The sequence below is a fragment of the Brevibacterium sp. AGC70 genome (genome assembly GCF_057334195.1).
Map to the genome: position 1 here is coordinate 41,011 of NZ_JBHFIH010000017.1, position 20,603 is coordinate 61,613.

Here is a 20,603-nt window from a genome sequence, read left to right on the forward strand (position 1 = left end):
GTCCCAACCGGCCTCGGATGACGAAGCGCAGGAGCTTCGTCCAACAGCTCGTTCTGGTGTTCTTCCTCGTCCTGCTGTGGGTGATGCTCTGGGATGCGGTGTCGCTCATGCACATCATCACGGGCATCATCCTCGCATTCCTCGTGACCCGCGTGTTCTACCTGCCGCCGGTGGTGCTCTCCGGCAGGTTCAACATCATCCACGCCCTCAGCTACGGACTGTGGTTCCTCTATTCGCTCATCATCGCCTCTGTCGAGGTGGCTTGGTACGCATTCCGGCCGCGCGCGGTGGGCGCCGGATCGGTCATCGCCTGCGACCTGCGCACGAGTTCGGACCTTCTGATGACACTCGTAGCCGACACTGCCAGCCTCATCCCCGGATCGATCATCGTCGACAGCGACCGGGCGCTGGGCGTCCTCTATCTGCACGTCCTCGACTGCGATTCCGAGGAGAAGGTCCTCGCCGCCAAAGAGCTGGTCTACCATATCGAAGAGCTGCTCATCAAAGCCCTCGGCTCCCATCGTGACCTCGCTGCGCTGAAGGTCACCCCCGATCCGATGGCCGATGAACGCGGAGGTGCCCGATGAGCCAGATCGTTCTCGACACCCTCATCGTCGCAGCCTCGGTGCTGCTGGCCACATCGGTGATCATCGCCCTCTACCGCATCGTTCGCGGACCCTCGATCCTCGATCGCATGATCGCCACCGACGTCGTGCTGGCCTCTATCATGTGCGGTCTGGGCGGGTTCATGGCCCTGTCCGGTCGTACGGATCTCCTGCCCGTGCTCATCGTGCTGGCGATGCTCGGATTCGTGGGCTCCGTCAGCGTCTCCCGGTACGTGTCCAAGTCCGATTCCATGACCCCCGGCGCCGAGGTGGGCTCACTCAGTGACTTCTCCAGCTCGGACTGGCACATGCCCAAGGAATCAGCCGATGACGCAGAGGGGCACAGTGACACCGGGGCCCGCCAGCAAGCACAATCCCCAGTCGGTGAGGAGTGGCCCGATGACGTGGCCCGCGGAATCTCCGATGTCGCCGACGGACCCGATGCGATCACCGTGCAGGAAGACGAAGAGCCTGTGACCGTGGGACTCTACCAAGGAACCGACCCCAGCGCCGAACCCAGCGTCGATCCCGACTCGGATGCTGAGGGTGAGGGTATGGGCACGGGACCCGACTCGGGACCCGAGGACTCCGACGACGGTGAGCGCACCGGACCTGAACCGGATGACGACGAAGGGGGACGTCGATGATCCTCGACATCATCTCTGCGGTGCTCATCCTCCTCGGTGGGGTGCTGTCGCTGGCTGCCGCGCTGGGTCTGCTGCGCTTCGGCGATCTCCTCTCGCGCATGCACGCGAGTGCAAAGCCCCAGATCCTGGGGCTGCTGACGGTGGCTGTCGCGATTGCGATCCAGTACCCGGCATGGTCGACGGTGACGACCTTGGCGATCGTCATCTCGTTCCAGCTCGTCACGATTCCCGTGGCCACGCACATGGTCGGACGCGCCGGTTATCGCACCAAGCACCTGCGTCGTTCTATGCTGTACCGAGATGAGCTCGCCGAGGCGGTCGATCGGGCAGAAGCCAGGGAAGCCGCGTGGGAACGCAGAAGAGGAAGCGGAACGGACCACAATGACGGTTGACACTCAGCACGATCCCCAGCCCTTGGTGCTGGTCGCCGACGACGAACCCGATGTCCTCGGCGCCGTTGTCCCCTTCCTCGAACGCTCAGGCTTTCGGGTGCTCGCCGCCAGCGATGGCCTGTTGGCCCTCGACGAGATCCACCGGCACAATCCCGATGTCTGCGTCCTCGACGTGCTCATGCCCGGTGCCGATGGCAGACAGGTTCTGCGACGACTGCGCCAGGAGGAGAACTGGGTCCCGGTTCTGCTGCTGACCCAAGTCGGAGAGGCCGTCGAACGGGCGATGGCACTCGAAGAGGGAGCCGACGACTACCTCAACAAGCCCTTCGACCCACATGAGCTCGTGGCGCGCATCCGCGCAGTGCTGCGTCGGACCCGTACAGACGGGCCGCCCCTGGCCACTGCTCCCGTGCTGGTCTCGAGCTTCGGCCTGCGCGTCGATCGTGTGGGCAGGCGCGCATGGATGGGCAATCGTGAACTCGTCATCACCCCCAAGGGCTTCACCCTGCTGGAATACCTCATGGTCCACAAGGACGAACTCATCGAACGGTCCCGTCTGCTTGAGATCCTGTGGGGCTTCGAAGAGGCCGTGGGCACACGTGCGGTGGATTCCCGTGTGGCCGAACTGCGCCGAGTCCTCGGGGAGGACGCCGCCGAACCTCGGTGGATCGCCACCGTTCAGGGGCGGGGCTACAGATTCGTCGGTGAGGTCCGAGGCGAAGATGGTCAGAGGTCCCCATGACGAACTTTCTGGTCTTCGAGATCCAGATCTGGCTGTTCCTGCTCCTGCTGTTCCTCGTGCTGGCAGGCTTGGCCGTCGGCGCCTTCTTCGCCTGGAGGTATCTGCGCAGACGTGAGACAGCACTGAAGGAGTCGATCGAGACAGCGGCGAGTGAGGACTCCCTGGCCAAACGCAACCGGATGCTCATCCGACTGGATCACGAGCTGAAGAATCCGCTGACCGCGCTGCGCACCTCGGCCGCGAGCATCCGCGACGTCGTCCGTGAGGGCGGCTCTATCACCGAAGTCGAATCCTCAGCCAAACAGGTCGACATCTCCTCGCGCCGGGTCGCTCGCCTCCTGGCCGACCTGCGCAAACTCGCCGACGTCGAGACGCGCATCATCGAATACGCCCGAGTCGATCTCGATCGGCTCATCCACCAGGCTGTTGAAGATGCATCGACAGCACCAGGCGCCGAAGATCGCATGATCGTGGCCACGGTCGCCCGTGCCCCCTGGCGTCTGCCCGACGTCGCCGGTGAGGAAGATCTGCTGCTGACAGCGATCCTCAACCTGCTGGGCAATGCGCTCAAATACTCCTCTCAGGCCGAAGTCGTCGAACTGCGTGCCAATGAGCAGATCATCGACAGCCACCGCTGGGTCGTCGTCGAGGTGGCCGACACCGGCAGCGGCATTCCGCTGACCGAGCAGGACCAGGTGTGGGACGAACTCTCACGTGGCTCGCGCGTTCGTGCAGTGGCCGGTTCCGGCATGGGACTGTCACTGGTACGGGCGATTGTGACCCGTCACGGCGGTTCGGTGCAGCTGTTCAGCCAAGAAGGTGTGGGCACCTCGGTGCGTATGGTGTTGCCGGTTCTCGGCGACGCCGCGCAGGTGACGGTGCCGCCGATGGCCGATCAGGTCGGGCATGCCGCGGCCGGATCTCATCCGGTCCAGCCGGTGCAGCTTCCCGACACGGGGCAGACTCCCGGCTTCCTGCCTCCCCGGCAGCCTAACGAGGCGGAGCTTCAGGGACGGATCCTGGGGACACCGCGAAGAACCTCGAAGCGACGCCTCGAGCGAGTCGACGGCAACCTCGTCCACAGGTCGACCGGAGAATCCCTGAGCGGCGGTTTCCCACCGGACTCTGGTCAGCACTCCCAGTTCAAGCCCGGCCCAGGCGTCGGCCGCTCACCCGGGAACCCACAGGCAGCGCCGGAGTCAGAGCCCCAACCTGGACCCCAGTCGGGGCCGATACAGGGTACCGGCGGTCCGCAGTCGGGTCCGCAGCAGCCTGATGGGAGCCGATCAGGACCGCAGCAGGCCTATGGAAGTCAGCCTGGACCGCAGCAGTATTACGGCAGTCAACCCGGGGTGCAGTTCGGCAGCCAGCCGGGACCGCAGCAGGCCTGGCAGCAGCAACCGCCGCAGCCTCCGGCGCAGCCGCCTCAAGCACAGCAGCCTGATTCGGGACAGCAGCCACTGAGCCGCCGTGAGTTGCGGTCGAGGGAAGAACGGTGATGGCCCACGCTGCGAAGGTGCGAACAGTCGTGGCAGGAGCGGCACTGTTCAGCCTTGCCCTCAGCGGCTGCTCGGCTCTGCAGATCCGCACCGCAGAACGGGATTCCGGTCCCGTCCGTGTGGCAGTGCAGGAGAAGGCCGGCGAGAACCCCACCACGGCACCCCCTGACGACGGAATCCCCGAGGGGATGGAGGAAGTCTCGGTCAACCTCGGCGATGAATGCCCCGTCGACGTCAGCCTCGCGATGACAGATGACTGGACCCAGGGATCGGCCAACGACGATTTCCACTCCTTCTCCCGCGGCACCTCCGTCGCCGACGCCGACACGATCCTCATCACCTGCAGCAAGGGCTACGACGAGTCCCCACAGTCGATCGTCGATGCGAAGAAGAAATACACGTTCGCGGAGCCGGACTCCTCGGTGCTGTCTCAGCGCACGGGCAGCCTCGCGGCCGGATCCTACTGGTCCTACCAAGGTGTGCTCGGCCCGACGGAGATCTTCGCGATCAACCAGGAGCCGACAGTCATGTACGGGACCCGGATCGGATACCAGACAAATGGGCGCCTCGTCGACATCGGCGTCGAGATGCGCGCTCTCGAAACGGACGCGGACGCGGCAGAGGAGTTCAAGCAGATGCTGCCCACGGTCACCATCGACGGCGAAAAGGTTCCCGCGCCGAGATTCAAATAGAAATCTGCAGACCCGACCATCGGCGATGATCCTAGGATGGTTCTATGACGATCAACGACGCTGTGACTACTCTCCTCGATGCCCGCCGACTCCAAGGTCTCCTGACGAACCAGAGCGGCCGTGTCATCGCCCAGTATTCCTTCCTCAATGCCGAGGGCAACAGCTACCTCTCCCACCTGGCAGATATCAGCGGTGAACGACCGCGCCGAATCACCCGCGGCGATCAGTCCATCGGCCCGGCCGCCGTCAGCGACTCGGGCACCGTGTACTTCGCGGCCAAGCGCACCGGCGAAGACGGCAAAGATGCCGAAAGCCCCAGCCTCTGGGCCCTGCCGGAGACCGGGGAAGCACGCAAGCTCGCCGATCACGACGGCGGATTCTCCCGAATCGAGGTCAAAGGCCACTCCATGATCGTGCAGTTCCCCGTCCACAGCTGGGCCGCGAACGAGGACGAACACCAGGAATACAGTCAGGAACGCAGGAAATCGAAGGTCAGCGGAATCCTCCACGCGGGTTTCCCCATCCGCCATTGGGATCATGACCTGGGCCCGGGACAGGAGACCCTCGCGGTCGCAGACCTGACCGAGATCACCGACGAGTTCGACGATGACCTCACCCCCGACGCCACACGGGGCGCTGCTGAATCCGAGACCACCACGTCTGACGGTGCCACGTCCACCACCCCGGCCGCCGAGGCCACCAGCTGCAGCGAAGACTCGACCACAGCCGCTTCCATCGGACTCACCTTTCGCTACCTGCCTCTGCCGCCGGGACGACTCGTCGACTGGGCCGTTGATGAGGAAGCACAGTTCGTTCTCGTCCAGGTCGAGAAGCCGATCTCGGGTCAGCTCGAGGCCAGCGAGATCTGGCAGCTCGACCTGCACAAACACAGTGCACCCCGCCTGCTGGTCGAGGCCGCCGCCGACCACGGTTTCGGCGTCGAGGCGATCAGCCCCGACGGAACCCACGCCCTGGTCACTCGCGAGCAGTTCTGGACGTCGAAGACGAACCTGTCCGCAACGCTCATGCTCCTCAACCTCGACACAGGCTCAGTGGAGCCAGTCTGGCCCGAAGCCGATCACTGGTTCGAACCCGTCTGGGCCGACGATTCGACGATCGTGGCAACTGCTGACGACCACGGACGCGGCAGTGTCTTCATCGGTGATGTCAACGACGAACAGCCTCGGCGGCTGGTGGGCGGTCCGGGGCAGAAATATGCCTTTGCAGGACTGCAGGTGCAGGGAATCACGGTCGTGGCGACCGCCTCGGCGATCGATGTCGCACCACTGCCCATCGCCATCGACCTGATCTCGGGTCAGATCAGCGAGCTCGCCAACCCGGCGAACGTCATCGACGGGGCAGGCACCCTCACCGAGGTGGCCGCCGTTGGTGACGACGGCACCGAGGTGCGAGCCTGGTTGGCTGTGCCCGACGGGGAAGGTCCGTTCCCACTCGTCGTATTCGCGCACGGCGGGCCCTGGGGGTCCTGGAACTCCTGGACGTATCGGTGGAACCCGGGACCGTTCGCGGCCGCCGGATACGCGGTGCTGCTGCCGGATCCGGCGATCTCCACCGGCTACGGCCAGTCGATGATCGACCGCGGTCAGCAGGAACTGGGTGGGGCGCCCTTCACAGATATCCTGGCGCTCACGGATGCGGCCATAGAACGCCCCGACATCGATGCCGAGCGCACCGCTCTGGCCGGCGGATCCTACGGCGGGTACATGGCGAACTGGGTGGCCGGGCACACCAGCGAACGGTTCAGATGCATCATCACGCACGCCTCCCTGTGGAACACGACGTCGATGGGACGGACCACGGACAACGCCTCTTGGGACGTGGCCATGCGGAAGCAGTCGGGGACGTACTCGCCGCACCTGTTCGCCGACCGGATCGAGGTGCCGATGCTCGTCATCCACGGTGACAAGGACTACCGGGTGCCCATCGGGCAGGGGCAGGAACTCTGGTACGACCTGCTGTCCCGGTCGAAGACGCCGCTGGACGCGGAGGGGCAGACACAGCATCGCTTTCTGTACTTCCCCGACGAAGGACACTGGGTGGCCGGTCGCGGCAATGCCGAGGTCTGGTACCGCACGGTCCTGGCGTTCCTCGACAGGCACGTCCTCGACATCGACGCCCAACGCGTCCGCACTCTGGGGTGAAGGCAGAAATCGGACCGATGACGACAGACAGCGACCAGGCGAACACGACGACGCCCGCAGACACCATCATCCGCAATGCCATCATCCTCGACGGCGATCCGGCTGGTTTCACCGTGGACACGGCCGATGACTGGCTTGCCGAGGCCGGGGGAGTCGTCATCGCACGCGGCCGCGGTTCGGGCTGGCAGGACCTGAGCACCTCGGCGAGAGTGAGGACCATCGATGCAGAAGGCGCGTACCTGGTCCCCGGCTATGTCGACATCCACTGCCATGGAGCCGGCGGCTCGAGCGCCGAGGACGGGGATGACGGACTCGACGAGGTGCTCGCCGTCCACCGCCGGCACGGAACCCGGGCGCTCGCCCTCTCCTTCGTCTCGGACACGATCGAGGGTCTCTGCGACTCCCTGACGACCGGAGCCAGGCTCGTGAGGGAGAAGCCTGGCGTACTCGGATTGCATGCTGAAGGTCCGTTCCTGTCCCCGGACTTCAAGGGCGCCCACGCACCCGAAGTTCTCACGTGCCCTACCCCCGAGGCGGTCGAATCGATCCTGACGGCTGCAGACGGAACGCTGGCCCAGATCACGATCGCCCCCGAACTGCCTGGTGCGCTCGACGCGATCTCACGGTTCACCTCGGCGGGGGTGAGCGTGGCCATCGGGCACACCGCAGCTGGCTACGAGGAAGCGGGCCGTGCCTTCGACGCGGGCGCGAACATCCTCACCCACACGTTCAACGCGATGTCCGGCATCCACCACCGGGCGCCCGGTCCGATCCTCGCCGCGATCGAGGCAGGACACGTCACGCTCGAACTCATCAACGACGGAGTGCACGTGGCGACCGCTCCTGCAAGGATGCTGACGAGCCTGGTGCCCGGCAGGATCGCGCTGATCACCGATGCCATGGCTGCGACAGGGATGGCCGACGGGCGGTACATGCTCGGATCTCTGCCGGTGCAGGTGGAGGATTCCGTGGCGCGACTGCTGGGCGAGGACGGTTCGACCGGGTCCATTGCCGGCTCCACTCTGACCATGGAAGATGCGGTGATGAGAGCCGTTACCGAGGTGGGAATGACCCCGCTTGAGGCGGTCCGGGCCGCGAGCCTGGTGCCGCTGCGGGCACTGGGGGTTATCGCCGAGGACGAGCTCAGTCTGCTGCGCGTGGGAATGCCCTCCGAGCACCTGCTGCTGAACGCGGACATGAGCATCCGAACAGAGAACATGGCACGATAGGAGACATGGATGCCCTGCTCCTCATCGACACCGACGACGCCAGTTACATCTCCGACGACAACGCCGAGATCTTAGTCGACATCGTCGGCCGTACTCGCACCGTCGGCGGTGTCCTCATCTTCGCCTCGACGAAGGACGAACTCGTCGACGTCGACGATGAGGAACTGTCCATCTTCGTGCCCGACGAAGAAGACCTCGTGCTGCGTTCGGAGAAGCCTGACGTCTTCGACGGCATCCGAGACCTGGCCCCCGGCCTCCACGACATGGGCATTGACCGCATCGTCATCGCCGGTGGGGACGTGAGCACAGTCGCGAATTCCGAGGGTGCAGATGCCCCGGACGGTGCAGATGCTCCCGACGAGGCAGATGCCCCGGTCGACGCAGCGGCCCCGGATGGTGCAGGCAGCACGGATGGCGCGGATGACGCAGACGCTCCCGACGACACCGGCGCCGGCGATCTGCCGGGATCGGTTCGTGCCTCCGCGATGGCCGCTCTCGTCTGCAACTTCGACGTCGTCGTCCTCTCCGACGCGGTGATCGACCCCGAAGGTCAACCCGTGACCTGGCTGGACTCGGCCAAAGAAGCCGGAGCCATGATCAAGAAGACCGCTGACACCTGGCTGAGGATGTGAATTCCGACGGCACCGAGCAACGCAGCTCAGCTCAGGACCTGCTCCTCTTCGGTGGTGACAGGGTCGCTCTGGCGCCGTAGGCCATATTGGTTCTACACTGTGTAGAAGATTTGAGTCTTCTGAGGCTCAGCCACGGTGCCATCTGTGCGAGCAACCCAAGGAGAGGAGGGGCATGACCGGATCGAACAAGTCGGTTCGTGCTCTCTTCGCCGCGCTCATGACGACTCTGCTGGCCGTGCTTATGCACGTCGGCGCCGGTGGCACGACCTCGGTCGTCGGCATCGTGATCGTCTTCGTCTTCGCCTTATGGGCCGCAATGATCCTCGCTGGTCGTCGGCTCGGATATCTGGCATTGGGATCACTGCTCGGCTTGGGCCAGATCCTCATGCACCTGTCGATGGGTTGGTTCACCGCCGCACCCGCTGCCACCGGTGCAACGACGACCGGAATGGCCATGGGCCACCAGCACATGAACCACGGGACCGGTGCCCTCGACGTGGGCCAGGCTGGGTCTATGTCCCATCCGATGTCGCACATGGCCGGTGACGGCTCGAGCGCGAGCCTGCCCATGGTGCTCGCTCACATCGCCGCGGTCATCGTCACCGCAGTGGCCCTCAAGCGCGGCGAAGACATCATCCTCACCATCCTGCAGCTGGCGCTGGGACCGGTCGCCACCGCACTTCGGTCACTCGCCGAGGCGGTCGGTGTACTGGCCGAATTCCCGACCCGATTCGTCCAGGGCGAGTTCCATCTGCCACAGGCCATCACCTCTGCCGTCGTCGGCCCGAACTACCGACGCGGACCGCCCGCTCTCGTCTGAACTCAGAACCTCACCATCGGCGGAGACCCCGCCGACTCACACATCATTGGTGACAGCCATGCACCGTCGCGGACGAGCAGTACCGTGTGCCCGATCGTGTCCATGCGCCTGATTGCGCCCGATCGCGTCGGCGTCCGATCGCAAGTCGCGACCTGTGCCCGGCTGCACCGACAAGCTGAAAGTGCAGACGAAATGCGAAAGAACACCACCCTGATGGCCACCATGGCCGTTGCCTTCATGATCGGCCTCAGTGCCTGCAACCAGAGCCAGGCGAGCGAGCCCGAAGAAGCCAGCAGCTCCCAGATCAGCGTCGACTCCCTGAGTCTCGACAACGCCTGGGTCAAGGCCGCCGACGACGGCATGACCGCTGTCTTCGGAGAACTCGAGAACAACAGCGACAAAGACATCAACCTCGTCTCCGCGAAGTACGATGACGCCGACCAGGTCCAACTCCACGAGACTCTCGAAGACAACTCGGGAGGAATGTCGATGCAGGAGAAGAAAGGCGGCTTCACGATCCCTGCGGGCAAGTCCCTGAGCCTCAAGCCCGGTGGCGATCACATCATGGTCATGGGGTTGGCGAAGCCGATCAAACCCGGCGAGGAGATCTCGTTGGAGCTCGTCACCGCCGATCAGCAGAGCTTCCCGGTGACCGCCATCGCCAAGGACTATTCGGGTGCGCAGGAGAACTACGCCCCTGGCGAGGCCGATGGCGAAGGCGACGGCGCCGACCACGATGACATGGACCGTACGGACATGGACCACGACGAGATGGACCACGGGGACAACGGTGACCACTGAGCCCGAGTCCAGAGATGCCTCTTCTGATTCTCACGGGTTCAGCCGCCGACGCCTCATCGCATCGGTGGCAGCCGCCGGAGGGACGGGAGTGGTCGGCGCCGTCGCAGGCTTCGGTGTGGGACGATCCGGTGCTGGCGGCCGTGCCGAGGACTCGCCGTCCCGGGATCTCAGCGGAGCCAACGGGTCGCTCACCGAACCGTTCTACGCCCCTCACCAGTCCGGGGTGGAGACTCCTCCGCAGGCTCACGCGCACTTCCTCGCATTGACGCTGAAACCCGGAATCGACGCCGCCGAGGTGGTCCGCTGGCTGCGACTGCTCACCGCAGATGCCGCCGCCCTGACGCAGGGCGGCGCCCCACTGGCCGACTCCGAACCCGAACTCGCCCACGATCCGGCGCGATTGACGGTCACGTTCGGATTCGGCCGCGGCCTTGTGACGCTGGCGGGGCAGAATTCCGTGCCCACCTGGTTAGGTCCACTGGAGAAGTTTCCGATCGATGATCTCGAACCGGACCTGTGCACAGGCGATCTGCTCCTGCAGATCTGCGGTGACGATCCGCTGGCCTTGGCACATGCACGAAGGATGCTGTGGAAGGATTCCCGGACCTTCGCCGAGGTGGCCTGGCAGAGGGATGGGTTCCGCCGTTCCTACGGCAGCAAAGCAGAGGGGAAGACCCAACGGAACCTCTTCGGACAGTTAGATGGGACAGCCAACCCCGGTCCCGGATCCGAAGACTTCGCGCGCATCATCTGGGGACAGGGCACCGGCAGGGAAGATGCGGTGTACTCCGCGCGCGGGGAACCGCCGGACAACCTCGGTGCACATCTGCCTGAGTGGATGCGCGGGGGAACGACCCTGGTGCTGCGCGATATCGCGATGAACTTGGACACCTGGGATAGGGCTGACCGGCCGGCACGCGAGTTCGCGACGGGACGGACCCTCGATCAAGGCGCACCGCTGTCGGGCACTGACGAGTTCGATGCTCCCGACTTCACCGCGGTCGACAAGCGCGGCCTGACGAAGATCTCGGCGGCTTCGCATGTGGCCAGGGCTCGCGATGGGCTGGGCCCGGAGACTCAGATCCACCGGCGAACGTTCAACTACGAGACGGGGGCGGGGGAGGAAGCCGGACTGCTGTTCGCATCGTTCCAAGCCGACATCGACCGGCAGTACCTGCCGATCCAACGCCGCCTCGCCGAGGTGGATCTGCTCAATGAGTGGACCACGCCGATCGGGTCGACGGTGTGGGCGATTCCGCCGGGCGTCCAGGAGGGGGAGTACATCGGACAGAGCCTCTTCGAGAGGTGAAGCTGTTCAGAACAACGGGCGGGGGAGTGCATCTTCGAACTCGAGCAGCCAACGCTTGGTGGCCAACCCTTCGCCGCGACGACCGCCGGAGTAGCCGCCCAGCCCATCGCTGGCCACGACTCGATGGCAGGCGATGACCAGCGGGAGTGGATTCAGGCCCATGATGCTGCCGATAGCCCGTGCGGGGATTCCCGTCCCGCTGCGCCGGGCAAGCTCGCCGTAGGTGACGGTGGTGCCGGGTCCAACCGTCTCGTCGAGAGTGGTGAGCACCGTCCGCGCGGTTGCCGAGATCTGCCCCAGGTCCAGGGGCAGATCGAAGGTGGTCAAGGTTCCGTCGAAGTAGGCGCGAAGCTGTCGCAGTGCTTCGACGAGAAGAGGGTCAGCGTCGGGGCCAGCAGTGCCCAGACCGGTGTCGTCGAGCTGACCGGATTCTGTGTCCGACTCTCGCCAAGTGACTCGGGTGATGGACCGCCCGTTGCTGGTGACGGTGATGGGGCCGACGGGAGTGCCCGTCGTAGCTTGAGAAGAATCATCCTCGGCATGGAACTCGTACGAACTCATCGTCATACATCTCCTCCCTGTCGGTGCAAAGCCAGCGCACTATTACGGCCGAGCCATAGGGCGCTGTTGAAGGTCACGGCGCTGAGTTCGTTCACCAATCTGCGAAAGACCCTCCGGCTCTTGTGAACGAGCCGAAGGGTCTTTCGAATGGGTTCAGGGCATCATGATCTGATTCCCTGAACTTGGATCACTTCTCTTCGTCGGCGATCTCGCCCTCGTAGGCGTCTGGGTTGCTCTTCAGCCATTCGGCAATGGCTGCTTCGCCATCGTCCTTGTGCTCATTGACGACGAGATCCTCGAGGTCACCGTACTGCTTGTCATCGAGCTTCATCTTGCCGATGTAGTCAGCGGCCTCTGGGAAGTCTTCGGCGAATGACTTGGTGCCGGTGAAGTGCAGCTTCTCCGCCTCGCCCATCGCGCCCTTCGGATCCTCGAGGTCCTTGACCGGGTAGGCGTTATTCGCCCAGAACGGGCGCCACAGTGTGACGACGATGTCCTCTTCGGCGTCGGTGGCATTGCCGAGCTCGGTGAGCATGGCTGCTGTCGACGAGGTGACGAGCTCGTACTCCTTGTCCAAACCGTAATCGGGGATCATCTTCTTCGTGGCCGCGGTCAGACCGGCGCCGGGCTCGATGCCGATGATCTTTCCGTCGAAGTCCTTGCCCTTGCCTTTGAGATCCTCGATCGAGTTGATGTCCTTCATGTACTTCGGCACCGCGATGGTGAGCACAGCGTTGTCGTAGTATGCACCGACATCAGAAAGATCGTCGCCGTATTTGTCGATGTACTGTTTGTGCGTGACCTCGGGCCACGAGGAAGGGTACATGTCGACGTCGCCATTGGCGATGCCGGCGTAGAGGACTGCGGCGTCGCTGAAGGTTTCGGTCTCGACATTGTAGCCGAGCTTTCCGAGCTGGTCTTCGAGCAACAGCGAGACGCTCTGGCCATCGGTCCAACCGGTGACGTAGCCGAGTTTGATGTCGCCCTTGTCACCGCTTCCGCCGTCGTCCTTAGCCGCTTCCTGCGAGCAGCCGGTCAGGGCTAGGCCGAGGGCCGCGACTCCGGCGATGAACGTGGTGAGGAATCTATTCTTCATTGTATGTTCCTTTTCTCTTGTATTCGACAGGTTGTGTCTGTGACGGCTGGGGATGGTCAGGCCTGTGCAGCAGTGGCCTTCTTCTTTGCGCTCCGGTTGCGGAATGTAGCGATCAGTGAGTTCGGAAAGTCCTTCGCAGTGCCCAGGGCGGCTGTCACTCTGTCGAGGTAGACCGCAATGATGACCACGCCGAGTCCGGATTCGACGCCGAGTGGCAGGTTCTGGCTGGCGACCGCTTCGACGACGTTCTTGCCCAAGCCGGCGGCCCCGACGAAGCCGGCGATGACGGCCATGGCCAGAGCAAGCATGATGACCTGGTTGATGCCGGCCATGATCGTCGGCGTAGCGAGCGGCAGTTGGACGCCCCTGAGGATCTGCCCCGGTGTTGCACCGAAGGACTGACCGGCTTCGACCGTCTCCGAGTCGACTCCGCGAATTCCGAGTTCGGTGAATCTCACACCTGGAGGCAAGGCGAAGATGACCGTCGAAACAAGGCCGGGCACCACACCGATGCTGAAGAAGGTGACAGCGGGAATGAGGTAGACGAATGCGGGCATGGTCTGCATGAAGTCGAGCACGGGTCGGATCATGGCAGAGGCCGTATCGTTCCTGGCCGCCAGGATGCCGACCGGGATTGCGATGATGACTGCGATGACCGCGGCAATGATGACCAGTGCCAGTGTCTGCATCGAGGGCACCCACTGATCCATCGTCACGATGAAGAACAACGTGATCAGCGTCCCCAGCGCCATCTGCCAGGACCGCAGGACCCAGCCGATGAGCGCGAGCAGAATCATGATGACGAGAGGATGCAGATCAACCAGCACATTGGTGAGTGAATCGATGAGGAAGGTGAAGAGGAAGGTGATGAAGTCAAAGAACCAGGCGACGTTGTCTTTGAGCCAGTCGAAGACAGTGTCGACCCAGACTCCTACTGGGATTCTGATGTTCTCCATTAGAGATCGCCCCTCCCACTTGCCGCTTCGGTTTCTGACGCATCATCCGTCTCGGCGAGGATCTGGTCGATGAGTCCGGTGTCCACTGGTGCAGTCCACTCCAGGTTGGCGTCATCGTGGGTCTGCTCTCCGTCCCCGTTCTGGCTGCCCAGAGCGGCGAGCAGGGTCGCTCGAGGGACGACCCCGACGAGATGCCCTTCGTCATTCGTCACTGGTACAGGAAGAGGGGTCTCCGATGACGGGAGGAACAGCTCGATGAGCAGATCCTCGGGTGATGCTGATGTCGTCATCGGTTGGATGATCTCGTCCAGGGTGTTCCCGCCATTGCGGAGATGGTCGATGCAGTCACGATCGCTGACGACACCGAGGAATCTGCGGTGGCGGTCGGTGACGTAGATCGCCGAAGCATTGCTCTCACGCATGTTGCGCAGAGCGACACGAGGTCCGTTCTGGTTGGTCACGACCTGTCGTGCCTTTTCCATCACGTTGCTCGCTGTCAGGACACGGGCACGATCGACGTCGTGGACGAACTGTGCGACGTAGTCATTGGCGGGATCGGTGAGGATCTCTTCTGGTGTGCCGACTTGGACGATGCGCCCGTTGCGCATGACTGCGATCCGATCACCGAGGAACATTGCCTCGTTGAGATCGTGGGTGATGAAGATGATGGTCTTCTTGAGCTCGCCCTGCAGCTCCACGAGCTGCTCCTGCATCTCGCGCCGGATGAGCGGATCCAGTGCAGAAAACGCCTCGTCCATGAGCAGGATGTCGGTTTCGGCAGCGAGTGCTCGTGCCAGACCCACACGCTGCTGCATGCCGCCGGAGAGCTGCTCGGGGTACTTGTCTCCCCAGCCTTCGAGGCCGACGGCTTTAAGCCAACGGTCCGCGACTTCGTCGCGCTTGGCCTTCTCCGTCCCTCGGATCTCAAGTGCATAGGAGGCGTTGTCGCGAACCGTCCGGTGCGGGAGCAGCGCGAAGTGTTGGAAGACCATTGAGATGTGTTCGCTGCGTACCTTGCGCAAAGCTGCCGCATCGATCTTGGCGATGTCTGTGCCCAGGACTTCGACTGACCCCGTGGTCGGAGCCCACAGCCCGTTGAGTGTGCGGATAAGAGTGGACTTGCCGGAACCGGAGAGTCCCATGACGACGAAGATCTCACCCGCTTCGACCTCAAAGCTGGCATCGATGACCGCCGCTGTGCCGAGCTTTGTGAGTTCGTCGCGATCTGCACCTTCTTGAAGACGCTTGACGACTTCCTTCTGACGCTTGCCGAAGACCTTGTACACGTTTGACGCTTTGACTACGCTCACGTGATTCCTCCTTACATTCTTGAACTTCCGCAAGAACGAGAGGCTTCACCCCCGTTTTGCGATGCGGTGGTGGTCGATCCGAACTGGGTCGATCGCTCACTCGCCTCACCGCACACGGATATCTCACTCCCTATTGTAGTTTTGTTCAGGATTTTCGGTAGTAGTTTTGTCGATAGAACACGGAGCGGCGAACTTGACGGCCGCTCTGACCTGGGGTTATGTAGACCAATGCGTTACTTGATTGTTACAAACCGCTCTTGAGGCATATAGGTATAGCCTTATTCGATTTGTTACACAATGCGGATTTTTGATGGTGAACGAGGTTGTCCGCTCTCGGAGGAGATACGGCCTTGAGTCAGCGACTATTCAGAGAGAGGAGTTCAAGAACCAGCGCTCAGGAACCCGATGATCTCCGCAGTGACCACCTCGGCGAACTCTTCGAAGAAGCCATGCCGACCTCCAGGGGTGATGCGGATACGGGAGTTCGGTATGCGCTCATGCAGCAGGTGGGCGTTGGCCACGGGGTTCATGAGGTCCTCGTCGCCGTGGACGATGAGCGTCGGTGCAGCGATCTCCGGCAGGCGCTCCCACGCATTGTGACGGGCACTGATGCGCAGATGTGCCGCAGACTCCTGGGCGGTCATCGTGTCATCGCCGAGGAGTTTGCTGTACCTCGGGGCCGCTGTCCAGTTCGGGGTGTAGAACAGTGAGAACAGGTACTGGGTGTGTTCACGACCGCGCAGACGTGCCAGGTTCTGGCCCACTTCTCGGGGCCGTCTGACGGAATTGGGCCCTCCGGGTGTCGTGCACCCCAGAACCAGAGCGTCGATGCGATCAGGGAAGTCCACAGCCAGCATCTGAGCGACTCGCCCACCCATCGACGTCCCGTAGACGGCAGCACGAGTGACGCCCACATGGTCGAGAACCTCGGCGGCGTCGGCGGCGAAGCTTGCAGTCGAGAGTTCACTCAGTTCACCGCGGCTGCCGCCGGTGCCGCGGTAGTCGAAGGTGACGGTGCGAAACTGGGGTTCGAAGTCCGAACGCAGTTCGTCCCACCATGCGTGAGAGTTCGATTGCCCTTGGAGAAGGAGCAGGGCAGGTGCCTCGGGTGGGCCTGACCTGGATCGCGAGCGGAAATCCGTCTCGAGCGGTGATGGTCATCTGGTCCCTGGTCTCCACGTGGTGTTCCTCTTCGCTGGTGCGCCGGCCCAAGCACCTAGGCTTGGGCCATGAAGCAATTGCCGTTCCTCAATGATGCCGCAGGTCACCGGGCTGCTGTCGATTCGTCCACGGCTGCTGACTCGCGGCGCCCGGCCATCATCGTTCCCGTCCAGGCAACCGTGCCCGAAGAGATCCTAGGACAGTGCAGGGCCATCGCCGACACGGGAGTCGTCGACGTCATCGAATGGCGCATCGATCCCGTGATCGACTGTGTCGCGGATGAGAGCAGCCACGGGGCCGTCCCGATTGCTCCCCAGAAACTCGCCGAGGCGGTCCTGGGCTTGGCGCCGCATGTGACTGCGGCGGGGCTTCCGGTTCTCATCACGCTGCGGACAGGGTTCGAAGGCGGGAACGCTGAAGTGAGCGAAGAGGTCTATACGGAGATCCTCACGACACTCATCACCGGGATTGCCGGAACGTCTGGTCGATCCGTACGATCCGGACCGAGGGAACCGAGTGCGGGTGTCACGTGGGCACTCGATGTCGAAATCGATCGCCGTGGTGCCGCGGAACTCATCGACATGGCGCATGGCGAGGACCTCCCGGTGGTGGCCTCGCACCACAACTTCGCCGGAACGGACTCGGCGGAGGCGTTGGCAAACACATTCACGAGGATGGGTGCGGCCGGGGCAGATGTGGCGAAGATAGCGATGATGCCGGCGAGCAGGGCGGACGTCGCAGAGCTGCTGGGGGCCACCGCGCGAGCGGCGGAGACCCTTGAGGTTCCCGTGCTCGGAATCTCGATGGGTCAGCTGGGCAGAACCAGTCGGGTCATGGGCGCGGACTTCGGAAGCTGCGCAACGTTCGCGCAGCTGGGGGAGGCGTCGGCACCCGGCCAGATCGCCGTTGCGGATCTGGCCAGGGTGATCGCCGAACTCTACGGCTGACCGCTCAGCGGCTCCGACCCATCAGCCGGTCGAACGATCAGCGATGCTGATTATTCAACGGAGCCGCCTGGTCAGTCGACGCCTTCTTCGATCTGCTTGCGGAACTTCTTGGGCAGAGCCTCGTCGCCGAAGCTGTTGCGCACGGTGCTGGCGGCGATGCGCTGCACGACGAGCTGTGCCACTGCGACGCCGACGCCGGAGACGATGGTCCAGGCCAGAGCCTCGGACATCGAAATCTCGTCATCGACGGGGTTGTTCGGTGCTGGTCGTTTGGTCGCCTTCTCCCAAGTGAAGGTCAACGCCTTTCGAGCCGCGAATGCTGCCACGATGGGCGCTCCGACGCCGATGACCTGCCATGCGAGCTTTCCCATGCTCGTGTCCTTTCGTTAGACGTTGTGCCTGCGGCGATGATGCGCCGCGCAGATGTCGCTGGGGTGCGAATCCGTACGTGACCACACTAGCGCAGGAGACCCATTCATAAGCATGAGGCAGAACTTCATACTTTCGAGGGATGTGGCGCGCGCATGCGAGCGATAGATTGAAGCTTCAGTGCACGAGAGGAGCTGGAATGCTCAGCAGATGGAAAGTCGCGGTCATCACCGGGCTGTTCGCCTTCGGCGCGCTGAGTTTCATTCTGGGGCTCTTCCCGCTGCTCGCCGACATCTTCTGGATCCTGTGGTTCGCCGGCTGCGGGGCATGCATCCTCGCGCTGGTCCTGACGGTGGTCGTGCCGTCTCCTCGTTCCGCATCGAATCGTTCCGAGACAGGCCGTCCCGACACGAGCCGACTTGAAGCAGGACGTTCCGCAGTGAACCGGCACGCACCGAGGCAGTCGGCAGCGGATTCGGCCGACGGCGTCAGCCGGCCATGATCAGTCTCTGAAGCTGCGTTGTCAGTACCTCGTCTCGCGGGATCGGGTTCCCGTCCAGCTGATTGAGTGACACGGCTGTGCGCATCGAGGACACATACCAGGCACCATCTGCCTCGATGACGTCGCCCAGGCCGAAGTCTGCATATTCGGCACTGAGCCCGAGCTCTCCCGCATGGTCGAAGATCAGGCGCTGCGTCGTCCCCGAGAGCAGACCTGCCTCCGGATTCGGTGTGAGAAGGCGGTCGCCTCGGCGAATGATGAGGTTGGACGTCGGTCCCTCGAGGACGACTCCATCGTGGGAGACGAACAGGGCCTCGTCTGCGCCCTGCTCCGCTGCGTATCTTCCGGCGGCCTGGTTGACCGCATAGGACAAGGTCTTCGCGCCGATGAGCAACCAAGGTGCCTTGCTTCCCAAGTAGGCGTCGTAGCCGCGATCGAGGCTGACGGCGGAGATGCCCTGTGCGCGTGCTCGCGTGATCTTCTCGTCGACGGGAACGTTGAAGGCCCACCCTCGTGGGCTCTGGCTTCCGTCTGGATTCTGGGTTCCGCGTGAAAGCGCGTAGCGGACCCCGAACTCGGTGAGGCTCGGAGCAGCTGCACGCACCTCGGCGATCACGGTGTCGAGACTGCGGTCCCATAGCTCCGGTTCCGGATCGGGCAGACCCAGCGCCGAGGCGGACGCGCAGAATCGTGCGAAATGGCGATCACGAGACACCACGGTCACGCCGCGGTCGATGCGCACGAGAACGGTCTCGAAGATGCCGTCGCCACGATGGGCCGACAGGTCCGTGACAGGGAGCTGCGGGTCGCCGAGATCGGCTACCTCGACGGTGGACGCGGCAGGGTCGATCAGGACAAGGGTATCGGTCATACAGACAGTCTAGGTTCTCGGAAAACCTGCGCCGAGAGGCTGCTGCGCTCAGCCTGTGCGCAGCAGAAGCCGTGGTCAGCCTGCGCTGACGCCGAACAGGAGGCCGAGAGCGTATGTCACGGCCGCTGCACCGAATCCCACCGCAAGCTGTCTCAGGGCGCGTGGTCCCGGAGCGGTTCCGGAGAGCAGGCCGACTGTGCCGCCGGTGAAGAGGAGTGCGATGCCGACGAGGCCGGCGGAGAGGAACACGGCGGGCAGGCCGGACATGCCGAAGATGTAGGGCAGGATCGGGATGAGGGCGCCCGAGGAGAAGAAGGCGAAGCTCGACAGCGATGCCCCCAAGCCGGTGCCCAGCTCGTTGCGGTCGACGCCGGAGTCGAGGCTGGGCAGCTGAGGAGCCGCGTTCTTGTTCTTGGCTGCGGCGATCGTCCGATGTGCTCGAGCATCGGCTTCGGGGGAGTCCATGCCCCTGGCGCGGAAGACGAGAGCGAGCTCGTTGGCATCGATGTTGAGATCTGCCAGTGCGTGGCGCGATTCAGGATCAGGTGTCGATGCATCGAGCAGCTCGCGCTGGGACCGCACGGAGATGTACTCCCCGGCCGCCATGGACAGAGCCCCTGCGAGCAGGCCGGAGACGCCGGTGAGCAGAATGACGTGGTTGCCCACCCCGGCGGCGCCGACACCGAGGACGAGCGCGAGGTTCGACACGAGCCCGTCATTGGCGCCGAAGACTGCGGCCCGGAAATTGCCCGACAGCCGGGCCCGGGAGCGGGCGGCGAGAGCGCGCACAACCTCGGCGTGGATCCGCTCGTCGGCGGCCATCTCTGCCGATGCCGCCTCGTCGTCGTCATAGGGTGAACTCGTCTCCGACTGCTGCGCCAGAGCGAGAACGAAGACCGACCCGAACATTCGACCCAGGAACGCAAGGCTCAGGGTGACCAGATCGGGGGCCCGCTTCTTCTGCGCATGCTCGCCGAGGAGGTCGATCCAGTGTTCCTGATGCCGGGATTCGGCGGTGGCCAGAGCGAGGAGTATCTCCCGGTCTTCGCCGGTGCGACGCTCGGCCAGGTTGCGGTAGACGCGCTCCTCGAGCCGCTCGTTCGCAAGATATCGCTGCCAGCGTCTGATCGTCCGGCGATCGGGCTTATAGGCGGCGTCGGGGGTTGTCGATTCGTTGTTTATCACTGGTCTGATTCTACTTTGAGTAGGCATTTGAATTCAATACTTGCGCAATCGATGAAGTATTGGTTGTTATCGATTCGTTACCTCAAAGGTCCAGGGGATGGACTAGATTAAAGCT

Annotated in this window: 22 protein-coding genes; 14 read left to right on the forward strand and 8 right to left on the reverse strand. The window is 63.6% G+C overall.

What is annotated here, in order from left to right:
• The first annotated feature begins 17 nt into the window (after positions 1-17).
• The 12 genes from ACE03M_RS14490 (at position 18) to ACE03M_RS14545 (ending at position 11,530) form a co-directional block, all read left to right on the forward strand.
• A complete protein-coding gene (locus ACE03M_RS14490; RefSeq protein ID WP_485934714.1) occupies positions 18-587 on the forward strand; it encodes a Na+/H+ antiporter subunit E in 570 nt (189 codons plus the stop codon).
• A complete protein-coding gene (locus tag ACE03M_RS14495) occupies positions 584-1,252 on the forward strand; it encodes an MrpF/PhaF family protein (protein WP_485934716.1) in 669 nt (222 codons plus the stop codon). The genes ACE03M_RS14490 and ACE03M_RS14495 overlap by 4 nt, the downstream gene beginning before the upstream one ends.
• Complete coding sequence (gene mnhG, locus ACE03M_RS14500; protein ID WP_143923888.1) at positions 1,249-1,644, forward strand: monovalent cation/H(+) antiporter subunit G; 396 nt, start codon at positions 1,249-1,251, stop codon at positions 1,642-1,644. The genes ACE03M_RS14495 and mnhG overlap by 4 nt, the downstream gene beginning before the upstream one ends.
• The gene (locus tag ACE03M_RS14505; protein WP_143923889.1) at positions 1,634-2,386 is read left to right on the forward strand and encodes a response regulator transcription factor; all 753 of its coding nucleotides are present in this window, start codon (positions 1,634-1,636) and stop codon (positions 2,384-2,386) included. Before mnhG ends, ACE03M_RS14505 begins: the two co-directional genes overlap by 11 nt.
• Complete coding sequence (locus ACE03M_RS14510) at positions 2,383-3,885, forward strand: ATP-binding protein (protein ID WP_485934718.1); 1,503 nt, start codon at positions 2,383-2,385, stop codon at positions 3,883-3,885. Before ACE03M_RS14505 ends, ACE03M_RS14510 begins: the two co-directional genes overlap by 4 nt.
• Positions 3,885-4,577: a hypothetical protein gene (locus tag ACE03M_RS14515; protein ID WP_485934720.1), complete on the forward strand. Its 693-nt coding sequence runs from the start codon at positions 3,885-3,887 to the stop codon at positions 4,575-4,577. The genes ACE03M_RS14510 and ACE03M_RS14515 overlap by 1 nt, the downstream gene beginning before the upstream one ends.
• Positions 4,578-4,621: 44 nt before the next feature.
• Positions 4,622-6,739, forward strand: a complete 2,118-nt coding sequence (locus ACE03M_RS14520; protein WP_143923892.1) for a S9 family peptidase — start codon at positions 4,622-4,624, stop codon at positions 6,737-6,739.
• Between the two features lie 17 nt (positions 6,740-6,756).
• The gene (locus tag ACE03M_RS14525) at positions 6,757-7,968 is read left to right on the forward strand and encodes an N-acetylglucosamine-6-phosphate deacetylase (protein ID WP_485934722.1); all 1,212 of its coding nucleotides are present in this window, start codon (positions 6,757-6,759) and stop codon (positions 7,966-7,968) included.
• 5 nt (positions 7,969-7,973) lie between these two features.
• Positions 7,974-8,600: a hypothetical protein gene (locus ACE03M_RS14530; RefSeq protein WP_485934724.1), complete on the forward strand. Its 627-nt coding sequence runs from the start codon at positions 7,974-7,976 to the stop codon at positions 8,598-8,600.
• A gap of 172 nt (positions 8,601-8,772) precedes the next feature.
• Positions 8,773-9,420: a hypothetical protein gene (locus ACE03M_RS14535; protein ID WP_143923895.1), complete on the forward strand. Its 648-nt coding sequence runs from the start codon at positions 8,773-8,775 to the stop codon at positions 9,418-9,420.
• A gap of 192 nt (positions 9,421-9,612) precedes the next feature.
• Positions 9,613-10,221, forward strand: a complete 609-nt coding sequence (locus tag ACE03M_RS14540; protein ID WP_485934725.1) for a copper chaperone PCu(A)C — start codon at positions 9,613-9,615, stop codon at positions 10,219-10,221.
• On the forward strand, positions 10,211-11,530 hold the full coding sequence (locus ACE03M_RS14545; protein WP_485934726.1) for a Dyp-type peroxidase: 1,320 nt from the start codon (positions 10,211-10,213) through the stop codon (positions 11,528-11,530). The genes ACE03M_RS14540 and ACE03M_RS14545 overlap by 11 nt, the downstream gene beginning before the upstream one ends.
• Positions 11,531-11,536: 6 nt before the next feature.
• Here ACE03M_RS14545 and ACE03M_RS14550 read toward each other — a convergent pair whose 3' ends face one another.
• The 5 genes from ACE03M_RS14550 to ACE03M_RS14570 form a co-directional block, all read right to left on the reverse strand.
• Entirely contained in the window at positions 11,537-12,097 is a 561-nt protein-coding gene (locus ACE03M_RS14550) for a methylated-DNA--[protein]-cysteine S-methyltransferase (protein WP_485934727.1), read from the reverse strand.
• Between the two features lie 181 nt (positions 12,098-12,278).
• Positions 12,279-13,187: a glycine betaine ABC transporter substrate-binding protein gene (locus ACE03M_RS14555; protein ID WP_143923899.1), complete on the reverse strand. Its 909-nt coding sequence runs from the start codon at positions 13,185-13,187 to the stop codon at positions 12,279-12,281.
• A 56-nt stretch (positions 13,188-13,243) separates the two neighbouring features.
• Positions 13,244-14,143, reverse strand: a complete 900-nt coding sequence (locus tag ACE03M_RS14560) for an ABC transporter permease (protein WP_485934729.1) — start codon at positions 14,141-14,143, stop codon at positions 13,244-13,246.
• Positions 14,143-15,453, reverse strand: coding sequence for a quaternary amine ABC transporter ATP-binding protein (locus tag ACE03M_RS14565; RefSeq protein WP_485934730.1), 1,311 nt, complete (start codon positions 15,451-15,453; stop codon positions 14,143-14,145). Before ACE03M_RS14565 ends, ACE03M_RS14560 begins: the two co-directional genes overlap by 1 nt.
• A 380-nt stretch (positions 15,454-15,833) precedes the next feature.
• Positions 15,834-16,547, reverse strand: coding sequence for an alpha/beta fold hydrolase (locus ACE03M_RS14570; protein ID WP_485934892.1), 714 nt, complete (start codon positions 16,545-16,547; stop codon positions 15,834-15,836).
• 135 nt (positions 16,548-16,682) lie between these two features.
• Between ACE03M_RS14570 and ACE03M_RS14575 the strand changes: the two genes are divergently transcribed.
• Positions 16,683-17,561, forward strand: coding sequence for a type I 3-dehydroquinate dehydratase (locus ACE03M_RS14575; RefSeq protein WP_260848245.1), 879 nt, complete (start codon positions 16,683-16,685; stop codon positions 17,559-17,561).
• Positions 17,562-17,632: 71 nt separating this feature from the next.
• Here the strand turns inward: ACE03M_RS14575 and ACE03M_RS14580 are convergent, their stop codons facing one another.
• A complete protein-coding gene (locus ACE03M_RS14580; protein ID WP_143923903.1) occupies positions 17,633-17,932 on the reverse strand; it encodes a DUF4235 domain-containing protein in 300 nt (99 codons plus the stop codon).
• A 197-nt stretch (positions 17,933-18,129) separates the two neighbouring features.
• Here ACE03M_RS14580 and ACE03M_RS14585 point away from each other — a divergent pair, with 197 nt between their 5' ends.
• Positions 18,130-18,432 carry a hypothetical protein gene (locus ACE03M_RS14585; protein WP_143923904.1) on the forward strand — a complete coding sequence of 101 codons (303 nt, stop codon included), beginning with the start codon at positions 18,130-18,132 and terminating at the stop codon, positions 18,430-18,432.
• Here the strand turns inward: ACE03M_RS14585 and ACE03M_RS14590 are convergent.
• Both ACE03M_RS14590 and ACE03M_RS14595 read right to left on the reverse strand, forming a co-directional pair.
• Complete coding sequence (locus ACE03M_RS14590) at positions 18,419-19,303, reverse strand: aminotransferase class IV (RefSeq protein WP_143923905.1); 885 nt, start codon at positions 19,301-19,303, stop codon at positions 18,419-18,421. The genes ACE03M_RS14585 and ACE03M_RS14590 overlap by 14 nt on opposite strands.
• A gap of 75 nt (positions 19,304-19,378) precedes the next feature.
• Positions 19,379-20,485: a VIT1/CCC1 transporter family protein gene (locus ACE03M_RS14595; protein WP_143923942.1), complete on the reverse strand. Its 1,107-nt coding sequence runs from the start codon at positions 20,483-20,485 to the stop codon at positions 19,379-19,381.
• Positions 20,486-20,603: the final 118 nt, after the last annotated feature.